Here is a 17632-nt window from a genome sequence, read left to right on the forward strand (position 1 = left end):
GGCCAGCGCCCGCCTCTCAGCAATTTCAGATCAGGGCGCGGAATTCTTCAAGAACGGCACGGTAGACCCGCTTCTTGAAGGGTACGATCAGGTCCGGCAGCAGTTCCGGCTCGATCCATTTCCACTCGGCGAACTCGGGAGGCGTGTGCGCCTCCAGGTCGATGTCGGCATCCCTGCCGTCGAACCGGGCCAGGAACCAGGTCTGGCGCTGGCCGCGATACTTGCCCTTCCAGAGCTTGCCGATGAGTTCGTCCGGCAGATCGTAGAGCAGCTCTTCCTTCGTTTGCGAGAGGATGGTTACGTGCGCCTCGGTGGCGCCGGTTTCTTCCCATAGCTCGCGCAGGGCTGCGGCCCGCAGATCCTCGCCATCGTCCACGCCGCCCTGGGGCATCTGCCACCAGTCGCCTTCCTTAGTGTCGATCCGCTTTCCGACGAAGACCTTCCCGTCGGGATTGACGAGCATGACGCCGACGCAAGGGCGGTAGGGCAGGGACGCGTAGTCTTTCATCGGTGCAGGGGAATCCATGGTCATCGGGAAAAGCGGGGCTGGAGAAGCGGGGCCGGACAATCGGTCGGATCATCGCGGCGCATTCCCGTAGAATGGCCCAAGCCCCCGCGCAATGCCAGCGCGTTTTATGGTTCCCGATCCGATAACCGATCAAACCCCGAGCGGTCCGCCGTGAAGACCGGATCGCGGACCCGACTGCTTTTTCCGTTTTGCGCGGATAGCAAGCGAGCATAGTCTGGTGGCGGGAAAAGCAATGGCCGGCATCAGATCGGCAGCCCCGGGAGACAGCGATGGTGGCGACGACCTTATCGGATAGCGCATCGACCAGACGGAAGAACGCGGATCCCGCCGGCAACGGGACGGTCGAATCGGTCGTGATGCGGTTCGCCGGTGATTCGGGTGACGGGATGCAATTGACCGGCGGTCAGTTCACGCTTTCCACGGCCCTTGCCGGGAACGACCTGGCGACATTCCCGGATTTTCCCGCCGAGATTCGCGCGCCGCAGGGCACCCTGTTCGGAGTCTCGGCCTTCCAGATCAATTTCGGCTCCAGCGAGATCACGACGGCAGGCGACGCGCCGGATGTGCTGGTGGCGATGAATCCCGCCGCCCTGAAGACCAACATCCATGCGCTGAAGCCGGGCGGGCTGGTCATCATCGACACCGGCGAGTTCGGCAGGCGCAATCTGGAAAAGGCGAACTACGCCGCGAGCCCGCTGGAGGATGGCAGCCTTGCACGATGGGCCGTCCTGGCGTTCGACATTTCTGCGCTGACGCTGGAGGCGGTCAAGCCCTTCGGCCTGGGCAACAAGGAGGCCCTGCGGTGCAAGAACATGTGGACCCTGGGGCTGGCGCTATGGATGTTCGACCGCGACCGGGGCCCGCTGGTCGAGTGGCTGCAGGGCAAGTTCGCGAAGAACCCCGTCCTTGCGAGGGCCAATATCGCCGCGCTCAACGCCGGACATGCCTATGCTGAAACGGCAGAGCTGGCCGGTCCCCTGCGGCGTCTGCACCTCGATCCGGTGCCGAGCGCGCCGGGCCTCTATCGCACGATCAACGGCGCGGAGGCGATCGCTCTGGGCCTGATCGCGGGCTGCCGACTGGCCGGGCTGCCGATGTTCTTTGGCGGCTATCCGATCACGCCGGCCTCCGCGATCCTGCATCATCTGGTGAAGATGAAGGAATTCGGCGTCACCACGTTCCAGGCCGAGGACGAGATCGCCGCGATCTGCTCCGCGATCGGGGCCAGCTATGCGGGCCAGCTTGGCGTCACCTCCTCCTCCGGCCCCGGTCTTGCCCTCAAGGGCGAGGCGATGGGGCTGGCGGTAATGACCGAGCTGCCTCTCGTGATCGTCAATTCGCAGCGGGGCGGGCCGTCCACCGGGCTTCCCACCAAGACCGAACAGTCGGACCTCTACCAGGCCGTCTACGGCCGCAACGGCGACGCGCCCCTGCCGGTGATCGCCGCATGCTCGCCGGCCGATGCCTTCGAATGCGCGATCGAAGCCTGCCGCATCGCCACCAGCACCATGACGCCGGTGATACTCTTGACCGACGGCTATATCGGCAATGCCTCCGAACCCTGGAAGGTGCCCGACCCCGAAGCCTTCGAACCGTTTCCGGTGCAGTTCCTGAAGGAGCCCAACGGCGCGGACCGCGTGCTTCCCTACAAGCGCGACGAGCGAGGGGTGCGCCCATGGATCAGGCCCGGCACGCCGGGGCTCATGCACCGTATCGGCGGGATCGAGAAGGCCATCGATACCGGCAACATCGACTATGCCCCCGACGTCCATCAAGCCCAGACCGATGCGCGCAAGGCCAGGATCGACGGCATTGCCGCCGCCATTCCGGCTCAGGAGCTTAGTCTTGGCGAACCGGCCGGGAAGCTGCTGGTGATCGGTTGGGGATCGACGTTCGGAGCGATCCATCAGGCCGTGCGTCGTGCCCGCAGGAAGGGGCTGGCGGTGAGCCATGCCCATGTTCGCCATGTCTGGCCGCTGCCGGCCAATCTGGGCGACCTGTTGTCCGGGTTCGACCACGTTCTGGTGCCCGAGATGAACACCGGGCAGTTCAAGACCATCCTGCGGGATCGGTTTCTCGTCGATGCGGTGCCGCTGACCAAGACCAGCGGCCAGCCCTTCGCCATCGCCGAACTTGAGGAGGCCATCGCCCGATTCTTCGATGAGATTCCCGGAAATGAGGGTGGCGAGGTGGAGGTCAACGCGTCCCAGCTTCCGGCCCCCGAGATCGAGCAGCCCTGACGGTTCCGACGGAGACACGATCATGAACGAGATGACTTCGATCGAGACGACGCTCAAGGACTGGGAGACCGATCAGGAAGTGCGCTGGTGTCCCGGCTGCGGGGACTATGCGATACTCAAGGCCGTGCAGCGCACTCTGCCGATGCTGGGGGCCGATCCGAAGAATACGGTCTTCGTTTCGGGCATCGGCTGTTCCAGTCGCTTTCCCTACTACGTCGAAAGCTATGGCTTCCATTCGATCCATGGCCGGGCGCCGGCCGTGGCCACGGGGATCAAGCTTGCCAATCCGGATCTCGACGTCTGGCTGGTGACGGGCGACGGGGATGGCATGTCGATCGGCGGCAACCACACGATGCACGTCCTGCGGCGCAACCTCGATTGCCAGATCCTGCTGTTCAACAACGAGATATATGGCCTGACCAAAGGGCAGTATTCACCGACGAGCCGCATCGGCACGCCTTCGCCGACATCGCCCGCAGGTTCGGTAGACCGTCCGGCCAGCCCTTGTGCTTTCGCGCTGGGTTCGGGCGCCCGGTTCGTGGCGCGCAGCTATGACGTGTCCAGGGATCTGCCCGAGGTGCTCAAGGCCGCCTATCGCCACAAGGGCGCGGCTTTCGTGGAGATTTTCCAGAACTGCATCGTCTACAACAAGGACCGTTTCGACGATTTCACGGACAAGGCGGTCGCCGCCGACGCCCAGGTCTATTGCCGGGATGGCGAGCCCTTGCTGTTCGCCGGGGGTGCGAAGGGGCTTGCGTTCGACATGGCCACGCTGTCGCTGAAAGTCGTCGATGTGGTGGATGGAGACTGGCGCGCCGCCGACGTGCTGGTCCACGATGTGCGGAACCGGAGCCTGGCCCATATGCTGGTGGAGATGCCGTTCGGCCCTTATCCCATGGCGCTCGGGGTGATCCATGACGATCCGGCGCCGACCTTCGAAAGCGCGGTGATCGCCGAGAGGGAGGGGCACGCGGCAAGCAAGCCGGCGGACCTTGGCCAGTTGCTTGCGCGCGGGCAGACCTGGACGGTCAGGTGACCCGTTCGGCTCCGGCAAGTTCGTCGGCGGCGTGGATCGCCGTTTCCGCCGGGCGATAGAGCAGGGCACTGGCGAGGAACGCCCATCCGGCGCCGCCAAGCCATCCGGCCATGACGTCGCTCGGCCAGTGAACGCCCAGCCAGACGCGGCTCCAGGCAATGGCGAGACTGAGCACCATGGCGCTCGCGACCAAGGTGTGGCGCACCGCGCCGCGATGACTCAGCGCGGCGAATGCTAAGGCGAAGGCGATGTAGGTGGAGGCCGCGTTGAAGCTGTGCCCGCTGGGGAAGCTGGCGCCGCCGGCCTCGGTGAGATGAGGCACGATTTCCGGACGAGGGCGCCCGAACAGCGCCTTGAAGCCCAGGTTGACGAGACTGGCGCTGAGCACGGTGAGTGCCAGCAGCATCCCCTCCCGGCGACAGCGCAGCCAGAACAGCGCCACGACCGCGAAGATCGTGTAGAGCTTCAACTGCAGGAACCCGCCCATCGCGGTGAGATCGCGCACCCATTCCAGCAGCCAGGTCGGCCCTTCAGGGCGCAAGTCCTGGGCGCGCCAGAAGAGCAGCCCGATCCGGTCGAATTGCGTGGTGCGGCCTGCCGGCATGGCCCATGCGAAGAAGGCGAATCCCGTCCAGCAGATCGCGGCCGCCAGCAGGGCCTTGCGGGGGTCGATCCGATGGCGGAAGGCCGCAGACCTCTTCGACGAGGCGGGCGCTGGCTTGGAAATGGACATTGACCTAAGGAACGGCGATGACCGACAAGCGTTCCGGCAGCATGAAACCCCCCGTCATTGTCTGGCTGCGGCGCGACCTGCGCCTTTCCGATCAGCCTGCCATCTTAGAGGCCGCAAGCCAAGGCGCCATCGTCCCGGTCTATGTGCTGGACGACGAAACCCCGAAGCACCGCCGCATGGGCGCCGCCTCCCGATGGTGGCTGCACCATTCCCTGGAAAGCCTGGACGCCGCCTTGCGCGAAAAGGGCTCGCGGCTGGTCCTTCGCCAGGGCCGCAGCGATGAGGTGTTGAAAGCCATCGCGGACGAAGTGGGCGCCCGCGAGGTTCATGCTCTTCACCATTACGAGCCCTGGTGGCGCAACGCCGAGAAAGCCGTTTCGCAGGTGCTCGACCTGCATCTGCATCACGGCAACTACCTCGCGCCGCCGGGTTCGGTGACCACGGGGGCGGGCCGGCCTTACAAGATCTACACGCCGTTCTGGCGCGCTTTGCATGAACGCCTGCCGCCCGTCGAACCCCATCCCCGACCTGCCCGGATCGAAGCCCCGAGCCGGTGGCCCCGGTCCGATCGTCTGGCGGACTGGAACCTGCCGCCCGCGCAGCCCGACTGGGCCGGCGGCATGCGCGAGATGTGGGAGCCCGGCGAGGCAGGCGCGCGGAAACGGCTCGACGCCTTCGTGGAGGAAGCTTCGGCTTACGAGGCGCAGCGCAACCTGCCGTCCGAGGAAGGAACCTCCTTCCTCTCGCCCCATCTCCACTTCGGGGAAATCTCGCCCGCGAAGGTCTGGCATGCGGTGGCCGATGCCGGGGGATCGGTCGAGACCTTTCTCGGCGAGCTGGGCTGGCGCGACTATGCCCAGAACGTGATCCTCCAGTTTCCTGAATATGGCAGCCGATCGGCCAAGGAAGACTTCGCGCGCATCCACTGGCGCACCGGCAAGGCAGCCGATTCGGATCTGAGGGCCTGGCAGCAGGGGCGGACCGGCTATCCGATCGTCGATGCCGGCATGCGCCAGCTCTGGCACACGGGTTGGATCCACAACCGGGTGCGGATGATCGTCGCCAGTTTCCTCATCAAGCACCTGCTGATCGACTGGCGCGAAGGCGAGCGATGGTTCTGGGATACGCTCGTCGATGCGGATTACGGTTCCAATGCGGTGAACTGGCAATGGAGCGCCGGTTCCGGCGTGGACGCGCAGATGTTCGTGCGGATCATGGCGCCGCTCACGCAGTCCGAGAAGTTCGACGCAGCGGACTATATCCGCCAGTGGGTGCCGGAACTGGCCGTCCTCGACGATGCGGATATCCATGATCCGGCTGAAGGAAAGCGACCAGACGGCTATCCGCCCAAGCTGGTCGAGCATCGCGACGGCCGGGAGCGCGCCCTGGCGGCCTGGGGACGTTCCAAGGTTCGGTGAGCCTCGCCAGGACCATCAGCGCTTCCTGATGTTTCCAACCAGACTTCTAAGCAATTGCCCGCGGCCATTTTCCGGATAATATCCGGTTCATGAACGCAAGTGCGCCAGGCAGGGGAGAGGGGCTGGTCGAGGGTGGCCGCTCCATCGGTGTTGGTCCGCAATGGCTGGCGCGGTTCTGGTCAGGCGGCGTCTCGAAGGTTCTGGATCGAATCGACAGGGGCCTTGAAAGCGGCTCGATAGAAGCGACGCTGCCGGGAGGCGGGACGCGCCTGCTGGGCGGAAGGGCGCCCGGTTTCGATGCGGTCGTCGAGATTCGCAGCTGGCGCGCCTTGCTGCGTCTGGCCACGGCAGGCTCGGTCGGCTGGTATCAGGCATGGGAGGAAGGCGAATGGGACAGCCCGGATCCCGTGCCGATCTTCGCCCTGTTCATGGAGAATGCCGATAGTCTCGGCAATGTCGGCAGGGCTACGGGCCCCTGGCGGGCGCTGGCCAAGTTCCTGCATTGGCTTCATCGCAATACGCGTTCGGGCTCCTTGCGGAACATCCATGCCCATTATGACCTGGGCAACGACTTCTACGAGCAATGGCTTGGCGAAACGATGCTCTATTCCAGCGGCATCTTCCCGCGTTCGGGAAGCGGGCCGAACGCACTCAGCCAGTTCGTCACGACACTGGACGCCGCCCAGTCCAACAAGATCGGCGCGATCGCGCATCGGCTCGATCTTCATGAGGGCGCGCGCGTGCTGGAGATCGGCTGTGGCTGGGGCACGCTTTCGGCCTTCCTGGCGGAGACGGAAGGCGCGCAGGTCGATGCCATCAGCCTTTCCGACGAGCAGCTTGCCTATGCACGCCAGCGTTGGAACGGCAGGGTGGAGGCGCGCGGCGGCCGGGTCGATTTCCTCAAGCAGGATTATCGCGACGTCTCCGGCGATTACGACGCGATCGTCTCCGTCGAAATGGTGGAGGCGGTGGGGCGTGGCTTCTGGCCGGATTTCCTCGATTGCATAGAGCGGAACCTCAAGCCGGGCGGCCGGGCGGCGATCCAGTATATCGCCATGCGCGATGACATCTTCGACGCCTATGCCGGCAGCGCGGACTTCATCCAGACGTTCATTTTCCCCGGCGGCATGTTGATTCACGAGCCGGAATTTCGCCGCCTTGCGCAGCAGCGTGGACTGTTATGGCAGGACAGGCAGGCCTTTGGCCTGGACTATGCCCGCACCCTTCACGAATGGCGCCGCAACTTCGACAAGGTGGTCGCGGAAGGCAGGCTCCCCGCCGGGTTCGACGAGCGCTTCGTGCGGCTCTGGCGCTTTTACCTGATGTATTGCGAAGGCGGCTTCTTGGGCGGCGGCATCGACGTTGCCCAAGTGACGCTGGTCAAGCCCGCCGAGCCGTGAAATCCTGATCAGTTTCCCAGGCCGCGCCAGCGGGTCAGCACCGTATCGAGGTCGATCGGGTTCAGCAGTTGCTCGAAGGCGCAGCCGACGAGTCCATCTTCCCACCAGATCACGCGTGCGGACAAGGCTTCCATGCCGGGCAGGGTCAGCCAGCAACAGGTACGCGGAGCGATGCGGCTGATCGCCGTCGCCGAAAAACCGGATAGCGAAAGATCGCGCACCGCCGTCTGGAAGCCTTTGGTTCCGGATGCGCGAAAACCGGCCGGTATCGAGATACGCTGGCGGATCGCGCTGCGGTCTTCCTGTGCGGCCAGTTCGTAGATGTCCTGCGGGGATTTCGTCGTCATTTTTCCGAGATCCATGCATTGGGATGACGCAATCGTAGCGTCGTCAATGGTAGAAAATCAGGAAAGGGTTACCACAGGATTAAAATGCGGACGAGACGGTTTCGCGGTGCCCGCTCTCGAAGGCTTCACCCAGCAGCGCGACCAGTCGGTCAGCCACGACTTCCGGCGGCTTGACCGAGGCAGGGGCCTCGCCCGGATAGGCGCGGGCGCGCATGGCGGTGCGCGTGGCGCCGGGGTTGACGATGGCGACGCGGACCTTCGTGGCGTTGCGCGTTTCCTCGGCATAGCAGTCCAGCAGCATGTCGCTGGCGGCCTTGGTGGCGGCATAGGCGCCCCAGAACGCGCGCGGCTTTTCCGCGACGCTGGTGCTCAGGCCGATCACGCGGGCATTGTCGCTCTTGCGGAGCAGGCCGTCGAAGTTGGCGATCAGCGCCTGCGTGGCGAGAACGTTGGTGGTGAGGGCCTTGTTGAAGGCGCGCTGGTCGATATCGGCCACGCTCGTCAGTTCGGGCAGGACCGCTGCATTGACGACGAGGATGTCGAGCTTGCCCCAGCGCTGCGAGACGGCGGTGGCCAGGCGGGCGATGCCGTCCGGTTCGACCAGATCGACCGGCGCGATCGTTGCCGAGCCGCCGGCCTGGTAGATCTGGTCCTCGATCGCTTCGAGCGCCTTGGTGTCGCGCCCGGTCAGCAGGACATGCGCCCCTGTCGCCGCGAGTGCGAGCGCCGTGGCCGCGCCTATGCCCCGGCTTGAGCCGGTTACGAGCGCAACCTGACCTTCGAACGGCTTGCCGCCAACATTCTCGCTCACGCTGCGTTGAGCTCCCCCGAGAACCTTTCGGCGAAGTCCGTCAGCTTGGTGGGATATTCGCCCGAGAAGCAGGCGTCGCAGAACTGCGGGCGCTTCCGGTTGCGCTTTTCCTCACCGACGGCGCGGTAGAGGCCGTCGATCGAGACGAAGGCAAGGCTATCGGCCTTGATGAAGTCGGCCATGGCCTGGATGTCCATGTTGGCAGCCAGCAGCTTCGACCGCTCCGGCGTGTCGACGCCGTAGAAGCACGAATGCTCGGTCGGCGGGCTGGCGATGCGCATGTGGACTTCGGCGGCGCCGGCATCGCGCATCATCTCGACGATCTTGAGCGAGGTGGTGCCGCGCACGATCGAATCGTCGATCAGGATGATGCGCTTGCCTTCGACGATGGCGCGGTTGGCGTTGTGCTTGCGCTTCACGTCCGCGTGGCGGGCCGCGTCACCCGGCTGGATGAAGGTGCGGCCGACATAGTGCGAGCGGATGATGCCGAGTTCGAAGGGAATGCCCGATTGCTGGGCATAGCCGATGGCAGCGGGAACGCCGCTGTCCGGAACCGGGATAACGACGTCGGCGGGGGCGGGCGCTTCCTTGGCCAGTTCCATGCCGATCTGCTTGCGCACCTGGTAGACTGAGCGGCCGTCCATCACCGAATCGGGTCGGCTGAAGTAGACATGCTCGAAGATGCAGGGGCGCGGAGCCGGATTGCCGAAAGGCCGGTGGCTGGAAATCGTGCCCTTGTGATCCACCTGGACCAGTTCGCCAGGCTCGATCGAGCGGATGAATTCGGCGCCGATCACGTCGAAGGCCACGGTTTCCGAAGCGAATACGGTGGCGTCGCCGATGCGGCCCATGACCAGCGGGCGGATGCCCAGCGGATCGCGGCAGGCGATCATGCCTTCGGCCGTCATGCAGATCAGCGAATAGGCGCCTTCCACCATGCGCAGCGCGTCGACGAAGCGATCGAGCAGGGTGGGATAGCGGCTGGTGGCGACGAGGTGGATGATCACCTCGGTGTCGGAGGTCGACTGGAAGATCGAGCCCTTCGACACGAGATCGCGCTTCAGCGTCATCGCGTTGGAAATGTTGCCGTTGTGGGCGATCGAGAAACCGCCCGCGGCAAGGTCGGCGAAGAGCGGCTGCACGTTGCGCAGGCCCGATCCACCGGTCGTCGCATAGCGGACGTGGCCAGAGGCCATGGTGCCCGGCAGTGTGTCCAGCTCTCGCTGCGAGAACACTTGCGCCACGTGGCCGAGCCCGCGGTAGGAGTGGAACTCCGACCCGCTGAAGCTGGTGATGCCCACGGCTTCCTGACCGCGATGTTGAAGGGAATGGAGCCCGGCCGCGGCGATATTCGCCGCGTCCTTGGAACCGATTACGCCGAAGATGCCGCACTCTTCGCGCAGCTTGTCCCCGTCGGCGTCACGAAAGGGGTGAGTCAGGTTCATGGGTGTTTTTTCCGGCCCGCTGGCGCGTCAATATCTGGCGCGCATTTGGAGCGGATCGCCTCGAAATGCAAGGGGGGTCGAGTGCCGGAAGTCGGGTTGGCGCATTTGAGCCCGCTACGTGACGACATCATGACAGCCTCGATGCCATCGGAACCCGGCAGGATCCGAGGCATTATGAAGGGCCCGTTCAGCGCCCCGTCACCTCGGGCGGGCGATCCGCTTGCCAGTCTATCCACTTCTGCTTAATGCCGGGCCACCTGCCCGATCACAGACGGACCCGTCGCTTGATCCTATCCCCTTTCGAATGGACCATCGCCAAGCGCTATATGCTGCCCGGAAAGGGCGAGCGCTTCATCGCCCTTGTCGCCGGCATCAGCCTGGTGGCGGTCATGCTGGGCGTCGCCGCGCTGGTGATCGTCATGAGCGTGATGAACGGCTTCCGTGCCGAACTGTTCGACAAGATCGTCGGGCTCAACGGCCATGCCATCATCAATGCCTATGGCGGCCGGCTCGACGATTGGCGGGACGTGCTCAAGGACGTTCGGGCCACGCCCAATGTCGTCAATGCCTCGCCGCTGATCGAACAGCCGCTGGTGACGACCTTCAACGGCCGCGTCGAAGGCGTGCTGGTTCGCGGAAACACGAATGAGGATATCGCGCGCCTTGGCGAAAAGGTGAAGGCGGGCGATCTGCGTGAACTGGTGCCGGGAAGCGACAATGTGGCGATCGGCTCGCAGCTTGCGCAGAACCTGGGCGCGCAAGTGGGCGATACGATCACGGTGATGAACCCGCTGGGCCGCTCGACGCCCTTCGGCACGGTGCCGCGCCAGATCGCCTATCGCGTCGCCGCGATCTTCGAGATCGGCATCTATGACTACGACAAGGCCTATGTGGTCATGCCGATGAAGGATGCGCAGACGCTGATGCTGACCGGCGACACCATCGGCATGATCGAGGTGACGACGACCAATCCGGACAAAGTCGGCGAAATCCTCGCCCCGCTCGAACGCAAGCTGAAGGGCAGGGCGATCGTCACCGACTGGAAGACCATCAACGCCTCGCTGTTCGAGGCGCTGTCGGTGGAGCGCGTGGCGATGTTCGTGGTGCTCTCGATCATCGTGCTGGTGGCGGTGTTCAATATCCTGTCGTCGCTGATCATGCTGGTGCGCGCCAAGACGCGGGATATCGCGATCCTGCGCACGATGGGGGCCACGCGGCGCTCGCTGCTCAAGGTCTTCGTGATGACCGGGTTCTGCATCGGTGCGATGGGCACGGCTGCCGGCGTGCTGCTGGGCTTCGCGTTCCTCTACTTCCGCCAGCCTATCGTCCATTTCGTGGAGATCGTGACCGGCCAGAATCTCTGGGATCCCTCGATCCGTTTCCTGACCGAGCTGCCCTCGCGGCCCGACCCGGTGGAGATCGCGGTGATCTGCGTGATGGCCCTGATCTTCAGTTTCCTTGCCACGCTCTATCCCGCCTTCAAGGCGGCGAGCACCGATCCCGTGCAGGTGCTGCGCTATGAATGACCCGGTAGTTCGCCTCGACAGACTTACCCGCAGCTTCGAGCAGGGCGGGGTGCGCATCGACGTGCTGCGCGGCGTCGATCTTGCGGTCCAGCCCGGAGAGATCGTCGCCCTGCTGGGGCCTTCTGGATCCGGCAAATCGACCATGCTCCAGGCGATCGGCCTTCTGGAAGGCGGTTTCGGAGGACGGATCGAGATCGCGGGCATCGATGCCTCGAAACTCGGCAAGGATCGCCGCGCGGCGGTGCGGCGCGATCACATCGGTTTCGTCTACCAGTTCCACCATCTCCTGCCGGACTTCAACGCGATCGAGAACGTGGTGCTGCCGCAGCTCATCACCGGCAAGCCGCGCGAGGAGTGCGAGGAGCGCGCCAGGGATCTGCTGGGCGCGCTGGGCCTGGGGCAGCGGCTCGATCATCGTCCCAGCAAGCTCTCGGGCGGCGAGCAGCAGCGCGTGGCCGTCGCCCGCGCTCTGGCGAACCGTCCGCGCCTGGTGCTGGCCGACGAGCCCACCGGCAATCTCGACGAGTCCACGGCCGACAAGGTTTTCGCGCAGTTCCTCGAACTGGTGCGCGGACAAGGCAGCGCCGCGCTGGTGGCTACCCACAACGAGCGTCTGGCTGCGGCGATGGACCGCGTGGTAAGACTGCACGATGGCGTGCTGACCTGATGTTCGTCTAGGGATACCCCAGAGGCCCCAGGGAACATCGCAGACGGTCCAAGCGTTTTACCTTCAGAGGCAAGACGCGCGAAAGGAGCGTTTTTATGAGCGACTTTCCCACAACCATCCAAGGCCATCCGGCAGGCGAAGGCCTGGGCTGGAACGATAGTGCCGAACTGCACAAGACGGCCGACGGTGGAGGTGTATTCAACGTATTCAAGGCCATCCGCAGGGATACCGTGGCCAATCTGATCCGCTATGTCATGCATCTGCCGGAAGCGGACCAGGGCAACTATTCCGTCCAGAAGGACGGTGACAGGTTGCTGGAAATAGGGGACATACGCCGTCTTTATCGAAGGACGGATTTCCCTCATGGCGTCGCCGGCTGATCCCCGCACTGTCGCGGATTTCGAAACCCAGTTACCCGGCGGCGAGACGACCAGTCTCGCCGACCGGCTCGGGAAAGTGCTGCTGGTCGTGAACACCGCCAGCAAATGCGGATTTACGCCGCAGTACGCCGGCCTCGAAGCGCTATGGCGCAAGTATCGCGATCGGGGCTTCGAGGTGATCGCTTTCCCCTGCAACCAGTTCGGTGGCCAGGAACCGGGCTCTGCGGAAGAGATCGCATCCTTCTGCGACGTCAACTTCGGCCTCTCGTTTCCCCTCATGGGCAAGGTCGATGTCAACGGCGATCATGCCGCGCCGCTATGGACCTGGCTCAAGAGCGAGGCACCCGGCTTCCTCGGCAGCAAGTCCATCAAGTGGAACTTCACCAAGTTCCTGATCGGTCGAGACGGCAAGGTCGTGCGGCGCTATGCGCCGACCGATCGCCCGGAGCGGCTGGAGAAGGACATTGAGGCGTTGCTGTGAGCGGCCATGCCGCGATGTCCTCCTGCGTTGTTCAATAGAACGCGCCGTAGATCACATCGACCACGCGCCGGGTTCCGCGATTCACCAGAAGAAGGTCGGGGCCATAACGGACCCAATAGTAGCCTGCGGGCGGTCTGCCCACGCCGATCATCGCATAATCCTGGAACAGGTAGGTCGATGACAGGAAGATCGCCGGCAGCACCATGTTGGTCGACCAGCGGCGATAGCCGTACCCCCTGGGGTAGCGGTAGGCCGGCGCTCGCATCGGTCGGAAGGTGTTGGGTCGGCCTGCGCCGGGCCGATGCGGCGTAGTCACGGCCGGCGGGCGTTGGTTGCCGCCTTGGCCGGGCCGGTTCGTGCCCGGCTGGCCCGGACGATTGCCGTTCTGCGGAGGGCGCTGGTCGTTGCCGGCGCCGGGCCGGGAAGGTTGGGTCTGGTTGCCGCCGGGGCGTGAGGGCTGCGTTGAGGGTTGCGGTTGGGGCCTGTTGTTGCCGGCTCCGGGATTCGTCGGCCTCCCGCCTTGCGATTGTCCGCCTCCGGGTCGATTCGTGCTGCTTTGATTCCCGCCCGGCGGGCGCGTGTTCTGGCCTTGTGATCCTTGTGGGCGGTTCTGCTGGGCCATGGCCGCAGAAGGCAGGAGTCCTTCGGGTACGAGCAGCAGAGGGATCAAGGCGAGATAGGCTACCTTCATTCACGCGTCTCCAGAACCGCCACATGGGCAAAAAGACGAAGCGCCAGAGCGGGCGCGGGGCTTGTGAATTCTCGGGCTTTCGAACGGCGCGGCGGCCCGTACGCAGGAAGGGGAACGGGCCGAACATGACGCGATTTACCGGCATTTACAAGGCTGTCTCCGGCACTGCCGGCGAGGTTCGCAAAGTGGGGGTGCGCGCCCAGCGGGCACCCGTTCTTGCACCATTTTGGCGGCATCAGTGTCCTTTCCCCCGGCTTATCCGCAGGCGCGCCTTGATCGGGAGGTGGGGCAATGCCTAAATTCCGCCGATGGCCCACGCACCTTTCGTACCGCTCCGCATCTTTTCGAGTTTCACGATGCTGGACGGCGCGATCGATCCCAAGGCCGCGGCCAAGCTTGCCAAGGAGCGCAAGTTTCCCGCCGCCGCGATCTGCGACCGCAACGGCCTCTATGGGGCGCCGACTTACGCCCAGGCGTGCAAGGGCGCCGGGGTGCAGCCCATCGTCGGCACGTTCCTGGCGGTCGCCCGGCCGGGTGCCGTGAAGCAGGGCCAGGATCGTCCGATCGACTGGCTGGCGCTGTTCGCCCAGAACGAGGCGGGCTGGCTCAACTTGTGCGATCTCGTCAGCCGCGCGCATCTCGATCGGCCGCTTCATCTCGAAGCCCATGTCGAACTGGATAGCCTGCGGGGCCATACCGATGGCCTGATCTGCCTGACCGGCGGCGGCGAGGGCGCCTTGGCTCGCCTGTTCGCGGCCGACCGGGTGGAGGCTGCCGAAAGCTATTGCGATACCTTGCAGGCGCTGTTCGGAGACCGTCTCTACATCGAGATCGCCCGTACCGGCGACGAGGCCGAAGATGGCAGTGAAGAAGATCTGATCGCGCTTGCCTACGCGCGAGACATCCCGCTGGTCGGCACCAATCCCGCGCAATATGCCGAAGCGCAGTTCCATGCCGCGCATGACGCCATGCTCTGCATCGCCAATTCGACGCAAGTCGATGCGGCGGATCGCCCGCGTTCCTCGCCGGAGCGCTGGGTCAAGCCGGCCGAAACGATGCAGGAACTGTTCGCGGACCTGCCCGAAGCCCTGGCCAACACGCTCGTCGTGGCCCAGCGCTGCGCCTATATGCCGCCGCGCCGCAAGCCGCTGTTGCCCAGCCTCGCGGGTGACCTGGAAGGCGAGGCGCGGATGCTGGCGGACAATTCGCGCGCCGGCCTTGCCCGCCGACTCGCGCCTTACTGGCCGGAGGTGACGGAGGAAGAACTCGATGCCGCCATGGCGCTTCAGGGCGAGGAGCGAGAGGCGGCGTGGCGCGAACTGGCCGAACGCGGCGTCACCGACGATTTCCTGGACTATGCCAGGCGCCTCGATTTCGAAGTTCAGATCATCGCCGGCATGGGCTTTCCCGGCTACTTCCTGATCGTTGCCGACTTCATCAAGTGGGCCAAGGACAACGACATCCCGGTGGGACCGGGCCGTGGCTCCGGCGCCGGCTCGCTGGTCGCCTGGGCGCTGACCGTGACCGACCTCGATCCGCTCAAACTGGGCCTGCTGTTCGAACGCTTCCTCAACCCGGAACGCGTCTCGATGCCGGACTTCGACATCGACTTCTGCGAAACCCGTCGCGGCGAAGTGATCCGCTACGTCCAGGGCAAGTACGGACACGACCACGTCGCGCAGATCATCACGTTCGGCAAGATGAAGGCCCGCGCGGTGCTGCGCGATTGCGGGCGCATCCTGCAAATGAGCTACGGCCGCGTCGACAGCCTCTGCAAGATGGTGCCCAACCATCCGACCGACCCCTGGACGCTGACCGAGGCGCTGCACGGACGCAAGAAGCACGGTGTCACCGCCGACCCGCCGGTGGCCGAATTCCGCCGGGAATACGACGTCGACCACGAGGTCAGGCGTCTCGTCGATCTGGCGGTGCAGCTTGAGGGGCTTCCGCGCAACTCGTCCACCCACGCGGCGGGCGTGGTCATCGGGGACCGCCCGCTGGCGCAACTGGTGCCGCTCTACCGCGATCCGCGCTCGGACATGCCGGTTACGCAGTTCGACATGAAGTCGGTGGAAGACACCGGCCTCGTGAAGTTCGACTTCCTAGGCCTGAAGACGCTTTCCGTGCTGAAGAAAGCCTGCGACCTGCTGGAACGGCGCGGGATCTCGATCAACCTTTCCACGCTCGGCTGGGACGATCCTGCGGTCTACGAACTGCTCAAGCGCGGCGACACCGTCGGGGTGTTCCAGCTGGAATCGGAAGGCATGCGCCGCACCCTGGCGGCGGTGAAGCCGACCAACTTCGGCGACATCATCGCGCTCGTCTCGCTCTACCGTCCCGGCCCGATGGACAACATTCCGCTGTTCGGCCGACGCAAGAACGGGCTGGAATCGATCGAATACCCGCACGAGAAACTCTCGGGCATCCTGGGCGAAACTTACGGGATCTTCGTCTACCAGGAACAGGTCATGCAGGCAGCGCAGATCCTGGCGGGCTATTCGCTGGGCGATGCAGACCTTCTGCGCCGCGCCATGGGCAAGAAGGTCCAGGCGGAAATGGACAAGCAGCGCCAGCGCTTCGTCGATGGTTGCAAGGACGTCTCCGGCATCGATGCCGCCAAGGCCAACGAACTGTTCGACTTGATCGACAAGTTCGCCGGCTACGGCTTCAACAAGTCGCACGCTGCCGCTTACGCGCTGCTTGCCTATCACACCGCGTGGTTCAAGGCGCATTACCCGCACGAATTCTACGCCGCCTCGATGTGTTTCGACATGCATCAGTCTGAAAAGCTGGCGATCTTCGTGGACGATGCCCGCCGCAACGGCATCCAGTTGGCCGCGCCCGACATCAACATGTCGGAAGCGGAGTTCTGCGTCGAGGAAACGCCGGACAGCCACGCGGTGCGCTATGCCCTGGCCGGCATCCGCAACGTCGGTGAGAAGGCGATGGAGGCCTTGGTTGCCGAGCGGGAGGCGAACGGCAAGTTCGTCAGCCTGGACGATGTGTTCCGCCGCGCCCCGGCAGGATCGATGAATCGCCGCCAGCTCGAAAGCCTGGCGGCGGCAGGCGGGTTCGACGCGCTTGAGCCCAACCGCGCCAAAGTGCTGGCCAATGCGGACACCCTGCTGGCCGAAGCCGACCGATCCTCGCGTGAGCGCAATTCCGACCAGAACAGCCTGTTCGGCGGTGACGATCACGTCGAGCAGGGCTTGCGCCTCGTCGAGGCCGAACCGTGGAATCGCACCGATCAGATGGCCAAGGAACGCGAGACTTTCGGCTTCTATTTCGCGGCGCACCCGGTCGAGCAATACCGCGCCGTGGCTTCGGCCAATGGCGCGCGGACATACTCCAGCCTGATGACGGGCGGCGGGGCGGGCCGGACCGGCGCGGTGATGGCGGCGATGGTGGAGAACGTTCAGAAGCGCAAGACGAAGCGCGGCAAGGACTTCGTCATGGCCGATTTCTCGGACCAATCGGGCAATTTCTCGGCATCGTGCTTCGAGGAAAGCCTGGTGGAGAACTTCGTCAGATGGTCGAAGGAGGGCACCTGCATCCTGCTCAACGTCGAACTCGACAGTCCCAGCCCGGATGAACCACCCCGCGTCACGGTTCGCAGTGCGAGGCCGCTCAACGAAGTGAAAGCCGATGCGCGGATGTTGCTGACGCTCGACATCGATCGGGTGGACGCGGTGCAGGAGCTGGCGATGCTGATGCGTGAAGGCGCGCCGGGCTGTGGGGAGGTGGTGGCGACACTCGACCTGGGTGAGGGAAAGAAGCAGAAGGTCCGTCTTGGCCGCAGCTTTGCGCTCGACGGTGATTTCGCCGAGCATCTCGCCAGCGTGGCGGGGATATCCAACGTGTCCCTGATTGCGCGCCGCGGGCCGGAAGGGCTTCGTCGCGCGGCCTGAGGCGGGTCCGATCGCTCGGA

15 protein-coding genes are annotated in these 17632 nt (G+C 64.8%); 9 read left to right on the forward strand and 6 right to left on the reverse strand.

Annotation, left to right across the window (positions count from 1 at the left end):
- Window positions 1-25: 25 nt before the first annotated feature.
- Window positions 26-508, reverse strand: a complete 483-nt coding sequence (locus ACI3K3_RS02390) for an RNA pyrophosphohydrolase (protein WP_404911753.1) — start codon at window positions 506-508, stop codon at window positions 26-28.
- Window positions 509-885: 377 nt separating this feature from the next.
- On the opposite strand from ACI3K3_RS02390, the gene ACI3K3_RS02395 reads away from it, so the two are divergent.
- Both ACI3K3_RS02395 and ACI3K3_RS02400 read left to right on the forward strand, forming a co-directional pair.
- On the forward strand, window positions 886-2769 hold the full coding sequence (locus ACI3K3_RS02395) for a 2-oxoacid:acceptor oxidoreductase subunit alpha (RefSeq protein WP_404911796.1): 1884 nt from the start codon (window positions 886-888) through the stop codon (window positions 2767-2769).
- A 22-nt stretch (window positions 2770-2791) separates the two neighbouring features.
- Complete coding sequence (locus ACI3K3_RS02400) at window positions 2792-3805, forward strand: 2-oxoacid:ferredoxin oxidoreductase subunit beta (RefSeq protein WP_404911754.1); 1014 nt, start codon at window positions 2792-2794, stop codon at window positions 3803-3805.
- On the opposite strand, the gene ACI3K3_RS02405 is transcribed toward ACI3K3_RS02400, so the two are convergent.
- Window positions 3798-4538 carry a phosphatase PAP2 family protein gene (locus ACI3K3_RS02405; protein WP_404911755.1) on the reverse strand — a complete coding sequence of 247 codons (741 nt, stop codon included), beginning with the start codon at window positions 4536-4538 and terminating at the stop codon, window positions 3798-3800. The genes ACI3K3_RS02400 and ACI3K3_RS02405 overlap by 8 nt on opposite strands.
- A 41-nt stretch (window positions 4539-4579) precedes the next feature.
- Between ACI3K3_RS02405 and ACI3K3_RS02410 the strand changes: the two genes are divergently transcribed.
- The gene (locus ACI3K3_RS02410) at window positions 4580-5956 is read left to right on the forward strand and encodes a cryptochrome/photolyase family protein (RefSeq protein WP_404911798.1); all 1377 of its coding nucleotides are present in this window, start codon (window positions 4580-4582) and stop codon (window positions 5954-5956) included.
- 89 nt (window positions 5957-6045) lie between these two features.
- A complete protein-coding gene (locus ACI3K3_RS02415; protein WP_404911756.1) occupies window positions 6046-7356 on the forward strand; it encodes a class I SAM-dependent methyltransferase in 1311 nt (436 codons plus the stop codon).
- Between the two features lie 8 nt (window positions 7357-7364).
- Here ACI3K3_RS02415 and ACI3K3_RS02420 read toward each other — a convergent pair whose 3' ends face one another.
- The 3 genes from ACI3K3_RS02420 to purF form a co-directional block, all read right to left on the reverse strand.
- Entirely contained in the window at window positions 7365-7703 is a 339-nt protein-coding gene (locus ACI3K3_RS02420; protein WP_404911757.1) for a PilZ domain-containing protein, read from the reverse strand.
- Window positions 7704-7782: 79 nt separating this feature from the next.
- Window positions 7783-8514, reverse strand: a complete 732-nt coding sequence (locus ACI3K3_RS02425) for an SDR family NAD(P)-dependent oxidoreductase (RefSeq protein ID WP_404911758.1) — start codon at window positions 8512-8514, stop codon at window positions 7783-7785.
- On the reverse strand, window positions 8511-9959 hold the full coding sequence (purF, locus tag ACI3K3_RS02430) for an amidophosphoribosyltransferase (RefSeq protein ID WP_313435313.1): 1449 nt from the start codon (window positions 9957-9959) through the stop codon (window positions 8511-8513). The genes ACI3K3_RS02425 and purF overlap by 4 nt, the downstream gene beginning before the upstream one ends.
- 284 nt (window positions 9960-10243) lie before the next feature.
- Between purF and ACI3K3_RS02435 the strand changes: the two genes are divergently transcribed.
- The 4 genes from ACI3K3_RS02435 (at window position 10244) to ACI3K3_RS02450 (ending at window position 13013) form a co-directional block, all read left to right on the forward strand.
- The gene (locus ACI3K3_RS02435; protein ID WP_404911759.1) at window positions 10244-11485 is read left to right on the forward strand and encodes a lipoprotein-releasing ABC transporter permease subunit; all 1242 of its coding nucleotides are present in this window, start codon (window positions 10244-10246) and stop codon (window positions 11483-11485) included.
- A complete protein-coding gene (locus ACI3K3_RS02440) occupies window positions 11478-12152 on the forward strand; it encodes an ABC transporter ATP-binding protein (RefSeq protein ID WP_313435309.1) in 675 nt (224 codons plus the stop codon). The genes ACI3K3_RS02435 and ACI3K3_RS02440 overlap by 8 nt, the downstream gene beginning before the upstream one ends.
- Window positions 12153-12247: 95 nt before the next feature.
- Complete coding sequence (locus ACI3K3_RS02445) at window positions 12248-12532, forward strand: hypothetical protein (RefSeq protein ID WP_313435307.1); 285 nt, start codon at window positions 12248-12250, stop codon at window positions 12530-12532.
- Window positions 12516-13013 (forward strand): glutathione peroxidase, encoded by a 498-nt coding sequence (locus ACI3K3_RS02450; RefSeq protein ID WP_404911760.1) that lies wholly within the window; start codon window positions 12516-12518, stop codon window positions 13011-13013. Before ACI3K3_RS02445 ends, ACI3K3_RS02450 begins: the two co-directional genes overlap by 17 nt.
- Before the next feature lie 31 nt (window positions 13014-13044).
- Here the strand turns inward: ACI3K3_RS02450 and ACI3K3_RS02455 are convergent, their stop codons facing one another.
- Complete coding sequence (locus ACI3K3_RS02455; RefSeq protein ID WP_404911761.1) at window positions 13045-13278, reverse strand: RcnB family protein; 234 nt, start codon at window positions 13276-13278, stop codon at window positions 13045-13047.
- Window positions 13279-14012: 734 nt separating this feature from the next.
- Between ACI3K3_RS02455 and dnaE the strand changes: the two genes are divergently transcribed.
- Window positions 14013-17612 carry a DNA polymerase III subunit alpha gene (dnaE, locus tag ACI3K3_RS02460; protein WP_404911762.1) on the forward strand — a complete coding sequence of 1200 codons (3600 nt, stop codon included), beginning with the start codon at window positions 14013-14015 and terminating at the stop codon, window positions 17610-17612.
- Window positions 17613-17632 lie beyond the last annotated feature (20 nt).

This window comes from Novosphingobium sp. ZW T3_23 (assembly GCF_044987305.1).
Lineage (GTDB): Bacteria > Pseudomonadota > Alphaproteobacteria > Sphingomonadales > Sphingomonadaceae > Novosphingobium.